Origin of the sequence: Rothia sp. HMSC064F07, assembly GCF_001837265.1 — a bacterium.
Classification (GTDB): Bacteria; Actinomycetota; Actinomycetes; order Actinomycetales; family Micrococcaceae; genus Rothia; species Rothia mucilaginosa.
In genome coordinates this window covers 20,590-37,121 of record NZ_KV831918.1, presented here as the reverse complement: position 1 = coordinate 37,121, position 16,532 = coordinate 20,590, and the positions used below count along the sequence as shown (strand labels likewise).

11 protein-coding genes and 1 tRNA gene are annotated in these 16,532 nt (G+C 62.2%); 3 read left to right on the top strand and 9 right to left on the bottom strand.

Annotated features, from left to right (window positions below; all coding sequences use genetic code 11):
* Nucleotides 1-120: 120 nt before the first annotated feature.
* From HMPREF2712_RS00155 to HMPREF2712_RS00145, 3 genes are all read right to left on the bottom strand, one after another.
* On the bottom strand, nt 121-1,059 hold the full coding sequence (locus tag HMPREF2712_RS00155) for a Dyp-type peroxidase (protein ID WP_070818952.1): 939 nt from the start codon (nt 1,057-1,059) through the stop codon (nt 121-123).
* 134 nt (nt 1,060-1,193) lie between these two features.
* Nucleotides 1,194-2,456, bottom strand: a complete 1,263-nt coding sequence (locus HMPREF2712_RS00150; RefSeq protein ID WP_049346667.1) for a glycoside hydrolase family 76 protein — start codon at nt 2,454-2,456, stop codon at nt 1,194-1,196.
* Nucleotides 2,457-2,618: 162 nt separating this feature from the next.
* Nucleotides 2,619-3,725 (bottom strand): pseudouridine synthase, encoded by a 1,107-nt coding sequence (locus tag HMPREF2712_RS00145; protein ID WP_070629172.1) that lies wholly within the window; start codon nt 3,723-3,725, stop codon nt 2,619-2,621.
* Between HMPREF2712_RS00145 and HMPREF2712_RS08985 the strand changes: the two genes are divergently transcribed.
* Together HMPREF2712_RS08985 and HMPREF2712_RS00140 are read left to right on the top strand one after the other, a co-directional pair.
* Entirely contained in the window at nt 3,724-3,933 is a 210-nt protein-coding gene (locus HMPREF2712_RS08985; RefSeq protein WP_141752089.1) for a hypothetical protein, read from the top strand. The two genes, HMPREF2712_RS00145 and HMPREF2712_RS08985, sit on opposite strands and share 2 nt — an antisense overlap.
* Before the next feature lie 351 nt (nt 3,934-4,284).
* The gene (locus tag HMPREF2712_RS00140) at nt 4,285-4,869 is read left to right on the top strand and encodes a TetR/AcrR family transcriptional regulator (protein ID WP_049327335.1); all 585 of its coding nucleotides are present in this window, start codon (nt 4,285-4,287) and stop codon (nt 4,867-4,869) included.
* A 281-nt stretch (nt 4,870-5,150) separates the two neighbouring features.
* Here the strand turns inward: HMPREF2712_RS00140 and HMPREF2712_RS00135 are convergent, their stop codons facing one another.
* Nucleotides 5,151-10,724: a DEAD/DEAH box helicase gene (locus HMPREF2712_RS00135; RefSeq protein WP_070818951.1), complete on the bottom strand. Its 5,574-nt coding sequence runs from the start codon at nt 10,722-10,724 to the stop codon at nt 5,151-5,153.
* A 148-nt stretch (nt 10,725-10,872) separates the two neighbouring features.
* On the opposite strand from HMPREF2712_RS00135, the gene HMPREF2712_RS00130 reads away from it, so the two are divergent.
* Nucleotides 10,873-11,460: a malonic semialdehyde reductase gene (locus HMPREF2712_RS00130; protein ID WP_070615643.1), complete on the top strand. Its 588-nt coding sequence runs from the start codon at nt 10,873-10,875 to the stop codon at nt 11,458-11,460.
* Nucleotides 11,461-11,602: 142 nt separating this feature from the next.
* Here the strand turns inward: HMPREF2712_RS00130 and HMPREF2712_RS00125 are convergent, their stop codons facing one another.
* The 5 genes from HMPREF2712_RS00125 to HMPREF2712_RS00105 form a co-directional block, all read right to left on the bottom strand.
* Nucleotides 11,603-12,556, bottom strand: a complete 954-nt coding sequence (locus HMPREF2712_RS00125) for a DUF4232 domain-containing protein (protein ID WP_070615646.1) — start codon at nt 12,554-12,556, stop codon at nt 11,603-11,605.
* A 2-nt stretch (nt 12,557-12,558) separates the two neighbouring features.
* On the bottom strand, nt 12,559-12,879 hold the full coding sequence (locus tag HMPREF2712_RS00120) for a 2Fe-2S iron-sulfur cluster-binding protein (protein ID WP_005509285.1): 321 nt from the start codon (nt 12,877-12,879) through the stop codon (nt 12,559-12,561).
* Between the two features lie 279 nt (nt 12,880-13,158).
* On the bottom strand, nt 13,159-14,412 hold the full coding sequence (locus HMPREF2712_RS00115) for a cell wall biosynthesis glycosyltransferase (RefSeq protein WP_070615651.1): 1,254 nt from the start codon (nt 14,410-14,412) through the stop codon (nt 13,159-13,161).
* On the bottom strand, nt 14,412-16,046 hold the full coding sequence (locus HMPREF2712_RS00110; protein WP_070615653.1) for a DNA repair protein: 1,635 nt from the start codon (nt 16,044-16,046) through the stop codon (nt 14,412-14,414). Before HMPREF2712_RS00110 ends, HMPREF2712_RS00115 begins: the two co-directional genes overlap by 1 nt.
* 342 nt (nt 16,047-16,388) lie before the next feature.
* Nucleotides 16,389-16,464, bottom strand: a tRNA-Arg gene (locus HMPREF2712_RS00105).
* Nucleotides 16,465-16,532 lie beyond the last annotated feature (68 nt).

Genomic DNA, 16,532 nt, shown 5'->3' with positions numbered 1-16,532 from the left:
CTCTCGATTGTTTGCTTTCCGTCTGAATGTCTACACCCTAGCCTACCGGAAAACCCCGCCTCTCTTGCCGGAGGCGGGGTTCACGAGAATTTAGCTGAGGGTAGCTGGGTTTAGCTCGCCTTAGCCGGCGAAGTCGCCGAGCATATCCACAGTCGGCACGAAGAAGAGGGTGCCGGTCACCGCAGTGCTGAAATCCAGCAGACGGTCGTAGTTGGCGCCATCCACGCCGGTGAACATGTTCATGAGCATCTTCCGGACGGTCGAGAAGGTGCTGGCGTAGCAGATGAAGTAGGTGCCCAGCTCGTTGTTACCCACGGTGCCGAAGGGCATGTTGTCGCGAATAACCTTGAAATCGTCACCGATATTGGCAATAGCGGAGTGCGAGTTGGCGGGCTTCTCGTCCTCGCTCATCTCGATGTCGTCGTGCTTGGAGCGGCCAATGACCTTCTCCTGCTCGGAGACGGGCAGGGCGTTCCACGCGGTCATGTCGTGGATGTACTTCTGCACGAACTGGTAGCTGCCGCCCCTGTACATGGGGTCGCTGTCACCGATGATGCCGAAGTATTCGCGTGCCGCGGGGGTCTGCGGGTTTTCGGTGCCGTCGACAAAACCGATGATGGAGCGGCCGTCCCAGTAGCGGAAGCCGTGTACCTCATCCAGTACCTCGGCAATATCGCGCAGAGCCGCGGTAATAGCGGACGCCATATCGTAGGCGACGGACGGCTGGGTCGCACGGATGTGGAAGTGCAGATCGCCGGGAGTGGACACCGCGGTGTGCTTATGGCCCCTAATCTCCTCGAACTCCACGAGCTCCTGAGGCAGTGGCTTGGGCAAATCCAGGGTCAGCCACGCGCTGTGGCTGATACCCAGCACAATGCTGGCGTTCTCGGGTGAGTAGCGGTTCGCGGCGGTGTGGTTGAGGTTAATGACGAGCCCGCAGAGGTTCCGGAACCCCTCAATGAGCGCGTCCTGGGAGACGCCGTCCTTGAACTTCCACACCATGAAAATGGTGTTAGCGTTCGGGCTGGCAGTGACCTGTTGTGATTCTGAAGCAAGCATAAAATTCACCGTACGCCTGTGCGCACACCCCTGCAATGAATCCAGCCCTAACCTTCTGCGCTGCTGGGAGAACGCACCGCTGGGAGAAGATTAGGGCTGGGGATAAAGAACAGCAGGGTTTTAGAAGCCGTACTTTAGAAACTGTGGGAGGCGAGGTACCGCGCATGCGCCAGACGCGCCGCCGTCTCAAAAATAGTCCACGCCTGCACCTGAGCGGACAGCTCCACCGGCGCGCCGGGCTTCACAACCTTGCTCATCGGCTCGGTGAACCGCGGGGAGAACTGCACGAGCGCCTTACCGCGAATCTCATTCGGGTCAATGCCGTACTCATTCATCGGCAGGTCGGGGTCAAACTCGCGGCGACCCTCCCACAGGGCGCGTGCGGTCGAGTACACCAGGGTCGAGGCGAGCGCTCGCGCCTCATCACTGAGCAACGGCGAGGACGCCGCCATGCCCAGGTAGCGCACGAGAATGCCGGTGAACAGGCCGCCGTCGCCGTCACCGTGAGAGATGAGGATGCGGCGGCGAGCACCGGAGAGGAACTCCACCTCTTCGGTCATGTGCTTGACGATGCCGACGATGAGGCGCTCGGCGCGTTCTGCGGGGTCCACCTCGCAGGGCACACCGGATGCGGCGAGGCTCAGCAGGGCGCCCAGGGCGGTTCCCTGGTTGTAGGTGAATTCGCCGCGCTCGTACTCGTACTCGTCGCCGCGCACGTTCACGCCATCAATATAGAGCGAACGTTCTGCATCCCAGAGGGTTTCGTTCATCCAATCCATGAGCGCGGCGGCAGTCTTCGGGTCGCCCGCACGCACATACGCCAGAGCAGTCGGCGCGGTCGCCGCAGCATTCACAAAATCACGCTTGGACTTGCGCCAACTCATGCCACCCACCGGGGAGAAACCCTTCGCCAACTGCTCAAAGAGGGCCGCGCCAGCATCCTGGGCGGCAACATCATTCGCGCCGGTCAGCTCAATGCAGAAGGAGTTCATGCGGCCCACCGCGAGGGTCAGCCACGCCATATCGTCAAAGTAGTCGTTCGCGAAGCGGCCATAGTTGCGCACGTTAATGCCGCGCAACAGCGCGCGGGCACGGTGCAGCTCCTCCTGGGCGGCAGTAATATCGCCTTCGCGCAGGTGACGCTGACCGGCATCAATCACACAGTCCAGCAGGTGCGCCTGCCACCAGTAGTGCCAAGCGTTCAGGCGCTGGCTCAGCGGGCGCGGGTCGGGCACTTGCACCGAACCAATGAGGGCGCCGGGAACGCCAAGAATACGGTGCATGAAGGTGTCGGTGACGCTGGCGGCTGCGGCAGCGGCATGCGAGGAGGTGCGCTCGGCGTACTCGCTAATCGACTCCAGAGACTGCGCGTTGTGGGAAGACGGCTGGGAATTCATGGGCCCTCTGTAGTTGCGGTGAAGTATTACGTCTGAATTATCCCACTTTTTGCCCTCTGAGCGCCCGGATGCTGTGGGCGGGCTCTCGGGTGTGATTCCTTTTCGAGAGACCGCCGAGAAGATGCACTGCAGGGAACGGGGTGAACGCCATTCAAAAACCGGTTATGAGGCGGCAGTGAGTGAGCGGCCACTGTACAAATCCACTCGCTCGCCGGTGATGGGATGCTCAAAATGCAGACTGTACGCCAGCAACTGCAGCGGGTACTCCGGGCGGTCTGGCGCGTCGGGTAGCACCTGCGGGTAGAGCACATCGCCCAGAATGGGGGCGCTGAGCATATTCAGGTGCGCCCGCAGCTGGTGCGTTTTGCCGGTGTGAGGCGCCAAATCATAGAGCGCCCATTCTCTATTCGGTTCCGCGCGCCAACCAGCAACCGCCTGCGCGCTCGGAGTGAAAGTCCGCAGAATCTTCGCGGTCGTCAGCGTATTCGGCTCCACACCCTGCGCCGCGCACTCTTGCTCAGAAAGCTGCTGAACCTGCAGCTGATCGCGAATCTTCTGAATATGCGAACGCACCTGCAGTCCCTCCGCACTCAACGCCTGCTCGGCGGCGGCAGCATCGGCGGGAACCGGCGCCACGGCACGGTAAGTCTTCGACACCTGACGGTGCTGAAACATCATCTGGAAGGGGCGGCGCGCCTCCACGGTCTTGGCAAAAAGCAGCACGCCCGCGGTTGGGCGATCCAGGCGGTGAATCGGAATCAGCAACGGGTTCTGCTCGCGCACCCGCAGCTTGGTCAGCGCGGTCTGCGCAATATAGGAACCGCGCGGGGTGGTCGGCAGAAAATGCGGCTTATCAATCGCCAGCACGTGCTCATCCTCGTAGAGCACCGGCATGTCGGAGGGTAGCTGCGGCTCATCCACAAGCTCGCGGAAATACCAGATGCGCTCACCCGGCATATAGGGGCTATCGCCGGTCAGGATCGTGCCGTCGTCCAGGCGCACCTCACCGGTATTAAAGCGGGCGTAAATAATCTGCGGGTCGTTCGGGTAGAAGCGCGCAATCAGATAGTCCGCAATGGTTGCCGGAGCCGTGCCATTCGGGGTGAGTTCAGCCGGGAGCTCCTTGGGCAGTGGCAGGATCAGCTGAATCGGGTCAATGCCGTTCTTCTGAGCTAGCGGAGGGGTCAGCAGACGGCGATGCATGCGGCGTGCCGGTTTCGACTGATAGGCGGTGCCGGGCTGCGTGTGGGCGGTGTTCTGTGCGGGCATGGCTCTACTCTACCGCCTGCGCGGGATTGGCTCGGCGGCGGTACGGATGAGTCAGACTGAGCTGCATGCAGGCGGAAATATTACCGTGGGTTTGGGTGTGGGGTTGCGGAAATCAGATTTGTCTGACACTCATGAATGTTTGTGTGAACGTGTGGTTGAGAAAACGAAAACTTCACAAATTTTTGAAATTATTGGATATTTAATTTAAAAAAACTGCATTAATTTTACAAAAAACAGCGTTTAAGTGCGATATTTTCGAAAATGCTGTCAAATCAGAAACTAATAACCCTCAATTTAGACCCTGTAGTTTTTCTAATTATAAAAGATGTAAAGCAAATAAAGACCTGCTAACCTGGGCATCCTACGTCATAAAGGCCGTAATAAAGGCTGGAAACCGCCTTAAAGCGGTACGATTAAGACACAGAAGTTCGATATTTCGAACGAAGGGGTCGAAATGGGACAGAAACAGCGCAAGGATGCAGAGGTTAAAGGAACACCCCCAAATACAGCGGTGCAATCGGACAATTCCAAAGCACCGGAAAATGCGATAGGAGAGGTTATGGAACATTCACAAAAGAATGCGGAGCCTCGCACCGGTGCCCTGCGTATGGAGCCGCACGAACGCGAAGAGCAAATTCTGAAAATCGCTGCAGAACATTTCGCTCGCCGCGGCGTGCTCGGTGCCTCCATGAGCGCTATCGCCCGCGACGCAGGCATCACCCGCGCCCTGCTCTACCACTACTTCCCCGGCAAGGACTCCCTGGCGGCAGCCGTCACCCGACGCGAAGCCAATGCAGTCCTTGAGGCTCTCGGCGAGCACCACGAAAACCCCGAGGAGGCCCTGCGCAATGCACTGCGCACCTACTTCCTCGTTGTAGCCGGTGTCCCCACCCCCGGTGGGGAGGACTTCCCGAACAACCCCACCGACTACCTCGAATGGATGCTTGAACGCACCGGCATGCCGATTAATGACCGCACCCGCGTCATCCTCGGAGGTTGGTTGCAACTCGTCGACTACTTCGCCCTGCACGTCGTGCAGCTCAACCCCCGCGATCAGCGCACCGTTCGCTCCCGCGGGCTCGGGCTCGAAGAAGCTATCGACCTGTGCCTGGGTGCCGTTGACACCCTCACCGGCGGCTACTAGCCACCTGTCACCCTAAGAGGTAACAGGTCAGCGTAGGACTTCCCGCTCCGATGTTTGGTTATGTGCTCCAGGGCGAAGGTGCCGTGGACATCCGGGCGGTTATTCCTCCACCGCGCCGCTTGCGACGTGGTGGACTCCGGGAACACCACCCGGTTCGTGAGTAGGGAAACATAATGCCCCGTACCCCCTTCCATGAGGGTGCGGGGCATTATGATGCTCAGGTTGAGGTTAAAGGAATTGATTTAATCTGAGGTTGAGCTTGAAGCTCTTTCTGGAGAGGGCTAAATGGAACGGCGCAGCGACAGTCCGCGAACCGTCGCGTAGAACCCCTGCGCCTGCAGTGCCGCACGCAGAGCCTCCACCGGATGCTCCACAATTTCGCTACCGGAGGCGCTCAAAGTATGGGTGCCCAAAAGCTCCACATCGTTGACCTTCTCCACCGAAATCTTCTCCGCACCACCGGCAGAGACCAGGCGCGCCAGGGCGGGGGCTGCCGCCTCCAGAAGTATCGGGTCGGTTGTGAACGCCAGCAGGGTCTTCGCGCCACGCTCCACATACAGCACCGGGGCGCCATCCACCAGCACCACGCAGGCGCCCGCCTTGCGTGCCGGACGGTGCTTCACAGTCCCCTCGTGTGCAAAGGAGGGAATCGCGGGCCAGCTCAGCGCCGCACCGTACGGGTTCGCCGGGTCGGTCGCCGCCAACAGGGTCACCGTGAATGTGCCGTACACCTGCTCGGTATCGGTACGCTGCGGGGTGTAGGCGCTCGCACCAAAACCCTGTGTTGCACCAAAACCCTGTGGACCTGCGGGAACACTGAGGCTATCAGCGGTAGAACGTAGCAGGTCCACCGTCGCGGGGGCGGCAAACTGCGCCGCGCCCAAACCCTCAATAAAGTAGCCGCGACGCACCAGCGCACGATCTTCAGCCGCCGAATAAATCCGGTACAGTTGCGAGAACCCGCCAGCAGAATCCTCCACCTGCAGGCACCCTCGAGTCAGCACACCGTAGCGGTCCAGTAGCAGGTCGGCGCGTGCGAGCGCCGCAACCGTCGCCTCCACCGGCTCCTGTAGTAGTGTGTCTACGCGCGAGAAGCGGCCGCTATCCTGCGGGGCAACGGCGGGAGCGACGGCATGGAGCCCGCCGCGGAGGGAACGTAGACCGCGCCCGGCGGCAGGCACAGAGTAGCCGCTGGAGCTATAGCTATCAGCGCCGTAACCGCCCGCCAAGCCGTTACCCATGGAGGCTCGCGCCGCCGCAATACGACCCGCACCGCGGCGACCCACCCGCGTCAGACGCGCAGGGGCTGCCGGAGTCGGATGTGCACTGCGCATGCCCGCAAGCATCGCCCGAACCGGCGCGAAACTATCGTTCGTCACCGCACCAGCCCACACCAGACGCCACAGAGCCGCCGAAATCTCCGCCGCATCCGGGAAAGTCACCACCTGACCGGCAGGTACCGCAGCGCTCATCAGCTGCGCCACCCGCTCACGCAGCGCCGGCACGAACAGGCCGCCGTGAGCCAGCGCCTCATAGATGGCGTGCTCCAGCGTGCCCGGAGCCTGCAGTGCCTCCCAAAGCTCAGGGTTCTCCGCGCGCAACAGCTGCTCCGGGTAGTCCTCACCCAGGGTCAGCGAGGAACTCTCGCTCAAGTGCAGGCGAATCCAGCCGTCAGACTTCTGCGCGCTACCGCCGCCGAGCTGCCCGGCGCCGGTGAAGAACACCCTGCCGCTTGCCATAAGCTCGTCCAGCATGTGCGGCTGGTAGCCGGGCACGCGCGCCGGAAGAATCAGCGTCTCCAGCGCGGAAGCCGGTACGCGCACACCCGCCAGCTGGTCGATGGCGGTGAGCAGATCCTCCGTGGCGGAGGCGGAATCTTGTCCCGTATGTTCTGCGCCATTCTCTGCCGCCGAGCCGAGGGGTGCCACCCTCTCGCCCACCACCGTGGCGGCGCGGCGGGAGGGCATGAACGCACCGTAGGCGCTCGCCTCCGGCAGGGTCTGAGCAACCCGCACGGATAAAGAACGAACGTTCTGCCAGGAAGGTAGGAAAACGCCATAGACCTGTGCCGATACCGGCTCAATCTCCTCACGCAACGCCGCCAGAGAGCGGGCACGAATCGTACGCAAAACCTGAGCATCCACCCACTCAACACCGGCAGACCCCAAAGCACGCAGCACCTCGGGCAGGAACTCGCCGGAGCTCAGGCGGCGCTGCTGCTGAAGACGCTGCAACACCGGAGTCAGCACGCCCACACCCACCGGGGTCAGGCGCGAAAAATACTCCGCCGCCTGCTGCGCCGTGAAGGGAATGTGGGTGCGCGCATAGCGAGAAACCAGATCCTCTAAAGGCTCCGCGACCGGCTCCAGAAGGGCTACAGGAAGCGCCGCGGCAGGCATAATGCCCAGCCCATCGCGCAGACGCGCGGCATCCTCAACCACCGCATAGTACAGCTGCGGCTCGGCGGAACCGTCGGCAGCTCCCATATCGGCAGCTCCCATGAACGAGAATGCGCGGCGCGAGCGCACCAGCTCCTCCGCCAGGGTGCGCGCCTGATCCGTGCTGGCGTGCGCGCCGTACTCCTCGCCGTACTCTTCGCCGTAGTTTTCAGAGTCCTCGGACTCGCCGAAATCTTGAGAACCGTGTGCCGCAGATTGAGCCCGCGGGTTGTCAGCCTGCAAGCGCAGACTCAACTCCCGCGCGCTCAACGGACCCAGCTGACGCAAAAGATCCGCCACACCCTCCACGCCGCAGGCGCGGTAACGCTCACCCGTGCGCTGCAGACGCTGCTGAGTCTGCACCAGCACCGCCGGGTCCAGCAGGTCGCGCAGACCGCTCGAACCCAGCAACTCAGCCAGCAGAGCCGGGTCCAGCGACAGCGCGGCGGCGCGACGTTCGGCGGCGGGCGCATCGCCGTCGTAGAGGTGCTCGGCAACGTACTCAAAGAGCAGAGTGCGCGCAAAAGGCGAAGGGTCGTTCGTCTCAACCTCCAGCATGGACACCGCCCGAGACTGCAACGAACGGTGCACTTGAACCAGTGCCGGAACATCGTACACATCCTGCAGACACTCGCGCGCCGTCTCCAAAAGCACCGGAAAATCAGGGTACTTACGCGCCACATCCAGCAGCTGCGCCGCACGCTGACGCTGCTGCCACAGAGGGGTGCGCTTACCCGGATCACGGCGCGGCAACAGCAGGGCACGCGCCGCATTCTCACGGAACCGAGACGCAAAAAGCGCCGAATCACCCACGCGTTCGGTGACAATCGCCTCCAGCTCGTCCGGGTCGAAAAGGAACAGGTCAGCGCCGGGCGGCACATCCTCCATAGCGGGCAGACGCAGAATCAAGCCGTCATCACTCGCCATGACGGAGGCATCCACCCCGTACCGCTCCTCAATGCGGGCGCGCACCGCCAGCGCCCAGGGCGCGTGCACCCCGTAGCCGAGCGGCGAGTGCAGGACCACGCGCCAATCACCCAGCTCGTCGCGGTGCCGCTCCACAATCATGCGGGTGTCGGAGGGGACCGCCCCGGTGGATTCGCGCTGCTCACGCAGGTAGGCGAGCAGGTTGTCGACCGCCCAGGTGTCCAGTCCGAGCTGTTCGAGTTGCTGGCGGGCGGCGGCGCTATCGGTGGCGTCCAGGCTGGAGAGGGCACGCGTGAACGCCCCCGTCTGCACGCCCAGGGCGTAGGGGCGGCCCATACGGTCGCCGTGCCAGAAGGGCAGGCGCGCGGGCTGACCGGGTGCGGGGGAGACCCGCACCGCGTCGTGCGTAATCTCCTCAATGCGCCAACTGCTCGCGCCGAGGGTGATGACCTCGCCGGCACGGGATTCGTACACCATTTCCTCATCGAGCTCGCCCACACGTTTGGGGCCGCGTTCCTCATCGCCGGTGACCAGGTAGACGGGGAAGAGCCCGCGGTCGGGAATCGTGCCGCCACTGGTGACGGCGAGGCGTTGCGCACCCGGGCGGCCCTCAATACTGCCGGAGGGTGCCTGTTCGGTGGGGGTGCGATCCCAGATGATGCGCGGGCGCAGTTCGGCGAATTCGTCGGAGGGGTAGCGTCCGGTGAGCATTTCGAGTACGGAGTCGAAGAGGGCGCGCGGCAGCTCGGCGTAGGGTGCGCTGCGGCGTAGCGCCTCGTACCAGGAGTCCACGCTGATGGGGCCTAACGCGCAGGCGGCGACGGTCTGCTGCGCGAGTACGTCCAGGGGGTTGGTGGGGATGGCAAGCGGCTCGAGGGTTCCGCTGCGCATGCCGGCGAGGGTGACGGTTGCGCCGAGCAGGTCGCCGCGGTGCTTGGGGTAGAAGAATCCGCGCGAAATTTCGCCCACGCGGTGTCCTGCGCGGCCCACGCGCTGAAGTGCGGAAGCAACCGAGGGAGGGGCAGCCACCTGGATTACGAGGTCCACGTGGCCCATGTCGATGCCCAGCTCCAGGGAGCTGGTGGCGACCACGCAGCGCAGGGTTCCGCCCTTGAGTGCCTCCTCGATGAGGGTGCGCTGTTCCTTGGATACGGAGCCGTGGTGCGCGCGGGCGAGCGGTGGCACCTCGGCGATGTCGCAGATGCCTGCCGCATAGTCTTCGGGGCTGATGCCCTGCTTTGCGAGCACGCGGCGTAGGTGAATATCGTTGAGTGCCGCGGTGAGCTTTTCTGCTAGTCCGCGCGAGTTAACGAAAACAATCGTAGAACGGTTGTTCTCGATATGGTCTACGATGCGCTCCTGCACGCGCGGCCAGATGGAGGTCTCGGGGCGCTCGCTATCGGGGGTGTCTCGCAGCGCCTTTTCGTGCAGTGCCCCTTCTCGCAATGCCTCTTCCGAGATGGTGAGCGTATTTTTGGGCGCGGCGGTATCGCCCTGTCGCGCCGGGTTTGTCTGCCCGGTTTCTTGCGCGGGTTCCTGCACTGGGTTTGCTTGCTCGATTTCCTGCCCGGGGAACACGCCAATGGCGTCTTCGAGCGTGTAGGGAGCGCTCGCCGGGGTATTCGCTGCGCTGGGGGCAGGCTGTGCCGCGCCCTGCGCCGAGCCGGCAGAAGTTGAGCCCCCGCCGCCCGGCACCTCCGAGGGCGCATATTCTGATGGGGCGTAGAGCCCCTGCCCGTAGTCGTTGGCGCCTCCGAGCGCCGCCATATTGGGTACGGGCACGCTCAGACGCAGGTCCCATTCTTTGGCGACCGGGCGGCTCATGATGGTTACCGGCTGAATGCCGCCGAGGAACCGGGCGACCGCCTCCGGGTTTTCGACGGTTGCCGAGAGCCCAATGCGCTGCGCGGGCTTTTCGAGGAGCGCGTCGAGGCGTTCTAGGGAGACCGCCAGGTGTGCGCCGCGTTTGGTGGCGGCGAGGTTGTGGATCTCGTCCACGATCACGGTGGTGACGCCCGCGAGGGTGTTGCGGGCGGCGCTGGTGAGCATGAGGTAGAGGGATTCGGGGGTGGTGATGAGAATGTCGGGCGGGTTGCTGATGAGTTGGCGGCGTTCGCGTGCGGGGGTGTCGCCGCTGCGCACACCCACGCTGATGTTCGGTTCGCCCGTGTTGTTTCCGCTCAGGCGCGTGATTCCAGTCAGTGGTGCGCGTAGGTTGCGTTCGACGTCGGCGCCGAGTGCTTTGAGGGGTGAGATGTAGAGGATGCGCGTGCCGCCTGCGGTTCCGGCTTCGTGTTCGCGGTGCAGGGCGTCGAGTGCCCAGAGGAAGGCGGCGAGGGTTTTGCCGGAGCCGGTGGGGGCGATGATGAGGGTGTTGTTGCCGTTGCGGATGCTCTCCCAGGCGCCTTCTTGGGCGGCGGTGGGTGCGCTGAAGGTAGCGCGGAACCAGTCGCGTACGGGGGTGGAGAAGTGGGAGAGTGCGTCGGTCATGTATCTATTATGGCGGGGTTTATGGTGTGCGCCTCTTGAATTGTTGGGGGTTGGGGGAGGAAGATGTGCTTGACAGTGTCTCTACAGAGTATGTAATGTTTTACCCGTAAAGTAATCGACTGAGAGAACAACACAAAGGAGCACCACCATGACCCGCCTGACTGAAGAACAGCTCATCAGCCTCTTCCACGAGCCGCGCACCGTCTCCTCCTTCACCGAGGAACCCGTCACCGACGAGCAGCTGCGCCGCATCCAGGAACTGACCTACTACGGCCCCACCGCCTTCAACAGCCAGCCCCTGCGCATCACCTGGGTCAAGAGCCCTGAGGCACGCGAGCGCCTCGTCGCACACCTGGCAGACGGCAACAAGGCAAAGACCCAGGCGGCACCGGTGACCGCAATCCTCTCCGCAGACGCAAACTGGGTAGAGCACGCCGACACCTTCAACCCCAACGCTGCCGGCTTCATCAAGGGCTTCTACACCACCGAGGAGCTCGCCACCCCCGCCGCTGAGCTGAGCGCTCACCTGCAGGCAGGCTACTTCATTACCGCAATCCGCGCCCTCGGCCTGGATGCCGGCCCCATGACCGGCGCAGACTTCGCCGGCATCAAAAAGGAATTCTTCGCGGACAACGCAGAGATCCCCTTCCTGATCGTCAACCTCGGCCACGGCGAGGCTCCCGCATACCCGCGCGGTGCACGCTTCAGCCACGATGAGGTTACTCGCTCCCTCTAAGAGCGCGCAGCTATGGTATGACTAAAGCTAAACCCTAGATTCAGACTTATAGACAGCTCAAGGGCGGTTCCCCATCACGGGGAACCGCCCTTGAACTATATGTGCGTTATACGCGCCGGTTTCTTAACCCTGAAATGCCGCGTTAGCGGGCACCAAACTGACCCACCGACAGCTGCGGAACAGACGAGGAACACGCGGTCGTATCCAGCGGAACAATCACGCCACCGGAACCGGAGGGAAGACCCACCAGGAAGCCCTGAACCGGGCGGCTACCACATGCGTCACCGAAGCGTGCCGGGTACACCGAACGCAACACCGCGGTGGTGCTATCGCCGGGGTTGAGGGTCACGCCCGCAGAGTTCATGTACTCATCAGAGGTGGAAGCCTCACGACCGATCCAGGTGCCCGAAGGACCCGCATGCACCACGCGCGGGTAGCCGCGCAGGGTGCAGGAAGAATCCGAAGAATTCTGGAAGTACAGGGTGTAGTTTCGGGCGCCGGGGGAGCCATCTCCAATGGACACCGAAATGTTCAGGTCGTCCAGATCGCACTGGCCGGGGCCTTCAGCAGTGTTGTTGGAGGAGTTCGAAGAACGATCCGAGGAATTCGACGAGTTTGACGAATTCGATGAGCTCGACGAACGTGAAGACTCCGAAGAATGGGAGGATCCGTTCGACGAATGAGAACCCGACTGTGAAGACGAGTTTGAGCTCTTCTGGGAATCCTGCTGAGAATCTGCAGAGTCGTCTGACTTGTTCTGCTCGGAACCCTCGTGGGAGGACCCAGAAGAGTGAGAGTCCGAGTTCTGCTTCGACTCGTGAGTCTCAGCATGGGAAGAAGACTCGGAGTGCTCAGAGGAAGAGCCGTGGTTCTCCGCATCGGGAGAGTTCACCACGGTAATAGAGCCCGGGGTCACCGAAGAGGTAGCCCCGTCAGAAGCTACTCGAATCGTGCCGGGCTTGACCGAAGCCGAAGCACTCGGCTGCGCCGAGGTGCCTTCAGCTTCCTGACCGGCCTGGGACGCGCCGCATCCGCTGAGCGCTAGCACGCCGCAGAGGAGGGTGGTTGATGCGAGTACCTGAGCCGATTTAAACATGATTACATCGCCGCCTGCATTTGGATTTCTGCTCCGTCCATACCGGGGGCGTACTCGACCTGGCAGCACAGGCGGGAGTACTCGTTGGCGACGTCATCGACCATGTCGAGCAGGTCCTGCTCAGCTTCGGTGCGCTCACCGGAAGCTTCGAAGTGCTCGGGGTCGATGAAGCCGTGGCAGGTAGCGCAGGATGCGTTACCACCGCAGGTTGCGAGGACCGGCACACCGTTAGCCTGGAGGGTTTCCAGGAGGGTGTGGTGGTCTTCCCACTGAATGTCGTAGTTTACGCCTGCTTCGTCAGTGACCTTAATCGTTACGCCCATGCGTTCTCCTTCTTCTGTAGTGATGCGTTTCTATTGTAGAGGTAGGGGCTGTTAATCACCGTACTTTGTGGCGCATCCCCAACCCTACCGTCACGCATATCACGGGAACGCATATTAATTTTTATGCTGAATAGCATGTATGTATTGCCCCCAGTCTACCGCGTATTGCCCTGACAATGCGGGATATCAGCGCCAACGAATACTGCCCCCAGATGCAAAGACATGCTGGGGGCAGTATAAAGAACCGGCACGCAGGGGCGCTTTAACGGTGACGAAGACCTACTTTGATTCCTTCTCCGCAGTCTTCTCGGTGTCCTGCTTTTCTGCGCTGTGGTTATCGGCGTTCTGGACGCTTCCTCCGGGGCCGCGCACAATACCGCGTACACTATCGCGCGGATCGGCGTAGCGCAGGTCGATACCGAAGGTATTGCGGATTTGGCGTGCCGAGTTCAGGTGCCAACGCTGCGAATCCGACGGAGTCACCGAGGTGACCGCCTTCTGACCCGGAGCCAGCTTCTCGTGGCGAATATCGTAGTGCTTACCGCCCATGGTGATGGTGAAGCCGTGCTCCTGCAACAGCTGCACGAACGCATCCACATCGTGCGGGATCTTGCGGCCGCGCTGCCTCTTTGTGCCGCTCATCCTCGGCTGCGACTCGAAGGGGTTGCGGCTGGGCGCGGTGCCGCGGCTAATACGGATTACCTGCTGGTCGGAGTGCGAGAACTCCACCTGGTAGCCGTTGAGCGAGTACACGGTGCGGCTACTGCCGGGAATCGGGCGGCGGTCCTCGGCCTCATCCAGGATGCGGGCAATGTACTCGCCGGTCAGGCCGAGCGCCTTCAGCTGTGCCTGAGCATCGGGGGAGAGCTGGTAGCCTCCAGCGAGAGCCTGCAGCGGGCGTAGCGCGAGAACTTCGGCGGTCAGGGGGTTGAGCACCACCTGGTAGCCTTCCTCTTCATGCGTGTAGAGGGTGACTTCGCGGCCGTAACGGTTCTCCTGCGCGCTTTCTTGAACCACCGTGCTTACAGGGGATTCGATGATGTCCAGCAGCAGCTCGTAGGTGAGCCCGTGGCGCATCATGTAATCCATGACGCCGGGGAGCACGCCGTAGATGCGGCGGCGCGGCGGCACGTCACCGTAGAATTCCTTCTCGATGCGCGCGGCAATACGCTGGTTCTCCAGCGGCACCTCGGTCAGCGGAATGAGGCGCTGATTGGAGGGGCGAATCTTGGCGCGTGCGGCGGCGGGCTTGGGCGCCTGACGGTATGCGTCCACGAGTGCCTGCTGCTGCTCCATGAATTCCTGGGCAATGAGCGGTAGGAGGGTGAAGTAGAGCTCTGCCGCTTCGGGCTTGAGCGCGCCGTTCTCATCGAGTAGGGAGGCGCCATCCTTGGAGAGCAAATCCCACGGCTTATCGCTTGCAGTGTTCTCTTCGGAGCCCTGCTCATCGCGGTAGCTATAGGCGGCGAGGGAGGCAAGCTCCTGCAGACGAACGTACACCTCGAGAGGAATAGTGATCTGCTTAGCGGACATTATTTCTCCTCCTCGGTGGTGTTTTCTGCCTGGGCTGCCTTATCTTCTGCCTGTTTCGCCAGGGTGTTGCTGAGCTCTTCGAGCTGTGCCTTGCGCAGGTTCTCCGCGTGCAGAACATGGAAATCCGGGGTCTTCGCCAGGGCAAGAACGGTCCGCTCATCGGGCGAAACCGCAATTTCCAGACCCTGCGCCGCGTAGATGCGGGTCCAGCCTTCAGCCATGCGCACGCTCTCGGGGCTGCTCAGTGCCTGAAGCATCAGGTCGAAAACGAACGGCGGGTTCTTCTTCAGGAAGGTCCGGGCGCGCTCGCTGAATTCGAGCTCCAAGGCGTTGAGCGAGGTGTATTCGCCCTGAGCCAGGGATGCCTGTACCGCTTCGTTGTATTCGGCGTCGTATTCGTCAATGACGGTGATAACTTCGGCGGAGGCGGTGTTTACGTCCACTCGGTAGTCGTCGTGGGTGAAGCGAATCGTCCAGTCGTTGAGGCGTTCTGCCGCGCCTTCACGCAGGATGGTGCGCACGAGCTCTTCGCTGATATTTTCTCGTTCGAGGCGGGCGCGTAGGCTCGGGCGCAGACGGTAGCTGCGTTCGCGGTCCTCGGCGGTAATGGCGCGAGGTACGGCGGCTACCGGTTCTGCTGCCGGAGTGCTCGGGGTGGGTGCGGCAGGCATCGGTGCACCCGGTTCCGGTGCAACGGGTTTCAGCGCAGCGGGCTTCGGCGCGCTCGGCTTGGGAGTTGCGGGTGCGCCCGGTAGGGACTGGCTGAGTACGGGCGACTCTTCAACAGGTGCCTGCTCGCTAGATACTGCCGTATGGGTAGCTTCTGCGGCTTCGGCAGCTTGTTGGCGGGCACGCAGACCCTCCAGGTACTCTTCGATGCGCGGCGGTCGGTAGGTTAGCGTGGACTTGCGGAACATACCGGGGGAGGGAGCACCGGGAGTCGGGGCCGCAGGCTTCGGCACAGCGGGCTTGGGTGCTGCAGGTTTCGGCACAGCGGGCTTGGGCGCTACGGGAGCAACCGTGGTGGGCGTCGGAACCGTCTCTTCTGTAGTCGCCTCTGCGGGTGCCTCCACGGGCGCTTCTTCCGGCACGCTGGGAGCCGATGCGGGAGCCGGGGCGGGAGCCGGGGCGGGTGCCTGTGCCGCGCGGGCGGCAAAGAGCGCGGGGGAAGGCGCGGGCTTCGGGGCTGCAGGCTTGGGCGCAACAGAAGCACTCACTTCCGTACCCTCAACTACTGCAGGTTTGGCGGGGCTAGTTTCAACATCAGCCGTAGGCTCTACAGTATTTTCAGCTGACTGCTCTTGCAACTCGCCCTGTTCCTCATCAACAGGCTCTTCCTCACCGCGGCGTAGGGCGGCAACGAGTTCCTGACGGGAAGTATAAGGAATGATTTCCTCGGGAGAGTCGATATATCGGGGGAAATTCTCGTAGAGAATCTTCGCCGCGGCCTCAAAGAGCTTCTCCGCGGTGGTGTTGGTGGCGGGTGCGCAGGGGCAGAGGATCTCCTGGCGCTGCGCGTCGTAGAGGGACCAGTGGGCGCATCGTTCGGTGGGCGGGAAGTAGTCGAGTGTTCCCAGGTCGGCTATATCGATGAGCGCACCTATCAGGGACTGCGGAATGGATAGCTGTGCCATAGTGCTCCTTCGCGTTGTATGCTCTCCAGCCTATGTGTGGAGGGTCTTCTTTCCATCCTAGGCGTTTTTTTGGCGGGTGTGCCCCGGAGCACGTCATCTGGGAGCGTAAATCTGTGGATTCACAGGTTGAGGCGCACTTTTGGGCGCGGCGTTAGTCGGTGGAGCGTCCTTGCTCCACCTTTATACAGGTATCACTGCGTGCTGTAGCTTCTATACGTCGTAGTTTCTAGATAACGTCTGCCGTGTGCGTGGTCGCCTGTGCTGGGTCCGGCGCTTTCGGCGGGGCATTTTCTGATTTATGGGGATACAAAAAATCCCCGGTTCCGAAGAACCGGGGATTGTTGGTGCGCCCGAAGGGATTCGAACCCCCAACCTTCTGATCCGTAGTCAGATGCTCTATCCGTTGAGCTACAGGCGCATGTTCCTCGCTTCGGATTTCTTCAACCCGTCGCGGCAACAGGTACTACTATACGGATGTCCTTGGAT

What these genes read in the sequence shown, in the direction of transcription:
- HMPREF2712_RS00155 (WP_070818952.1), bottom strand. Translation starts at nt 1,059, where the DNA reads ATGCTTGCTTCAGAATCACAACAGGTCACTGCCAGCCCGAACGCTAAC.
- HMPREF2712_RS00150 (WP_049346667.1), bottom strand. Translation starts at nt 2,456, where the DNA reads ATGAATTCCCAGCCGTCTTCCCACAACGCGCAGTCTCTGGAGTCGATT.
- HMPREF2712_RS08985 (WP_141752089.1), top strand. Translation starts at nt 3,724, where the DNA reads ATGGCTCTACTCTACCGCCTGCGCGGGATTGGCTCGGCGGCGGTACGG.
- HMPREF2712_RS00145 (WP_070629172.1), bottom strand. Translation starts at nt 3,725, where the DNA reads ATGCCCGCACAGAACACCGCCCACACGCAGCCCGGCACCGCCTATCAG.
- HMPREF2712_RS00140 (WP_049327335.1), top strand. Translation starts at nt 4,285, where the DNA reads ATGGAACATTCACAAAAGAATGCGGAGCCTCGCACCGGTGCCCTGCGT.
- HMPREF2712_RS00135 (WP_070818951.1), bottom strand. Translation starts at nt 10,724, where the DNA reads ATGACCGACGCACTCTCCCACTTCTCCACCCCCGTACGCGACTGGTTC.
- HMPREF2712_RS00130 (WP_070615643.1), top strand. Translation starts at nt 10,873, where the DNA reads ATGACCCGCCTGACTGAAGAACAGCTCATCAGCCTCTTCCACGAGCCG.
- HMPREF2712_RS00125 (WP_070615646.1), bottom strand. Translation starts at nt 12,556, where the DNA reads ATGTTTAAATCGGCTCAGGTACTCGCATCAACCACCCTCCTCTGCGGC.
- HMPREF2712_RS00120 (WP_005509285.1), bottom strand. Translation starts at nt 12,879, where the DNA reads ATGGGCGTAACGATTAAGGTCACTGACGAAGCAGGCGTAAACTACGAC.
- HMPREF2712_RS00115 (WP_070615651.1), bottom strand. Translation starts at nt 14,412, where the DNA reads ATGTCCGCTAAGCAGATCACTATTCCTCTCGAGGTGTACGTTCGTCTG.
- HMPREF2712_RS00110 (WP_070615653.1), bottom strand. Translation starts at nt 16,046, where the DNA reads ATGGCACAGCTATCCATTCCGCAGTCCCTGATAGGTGCGCTCATCGAT.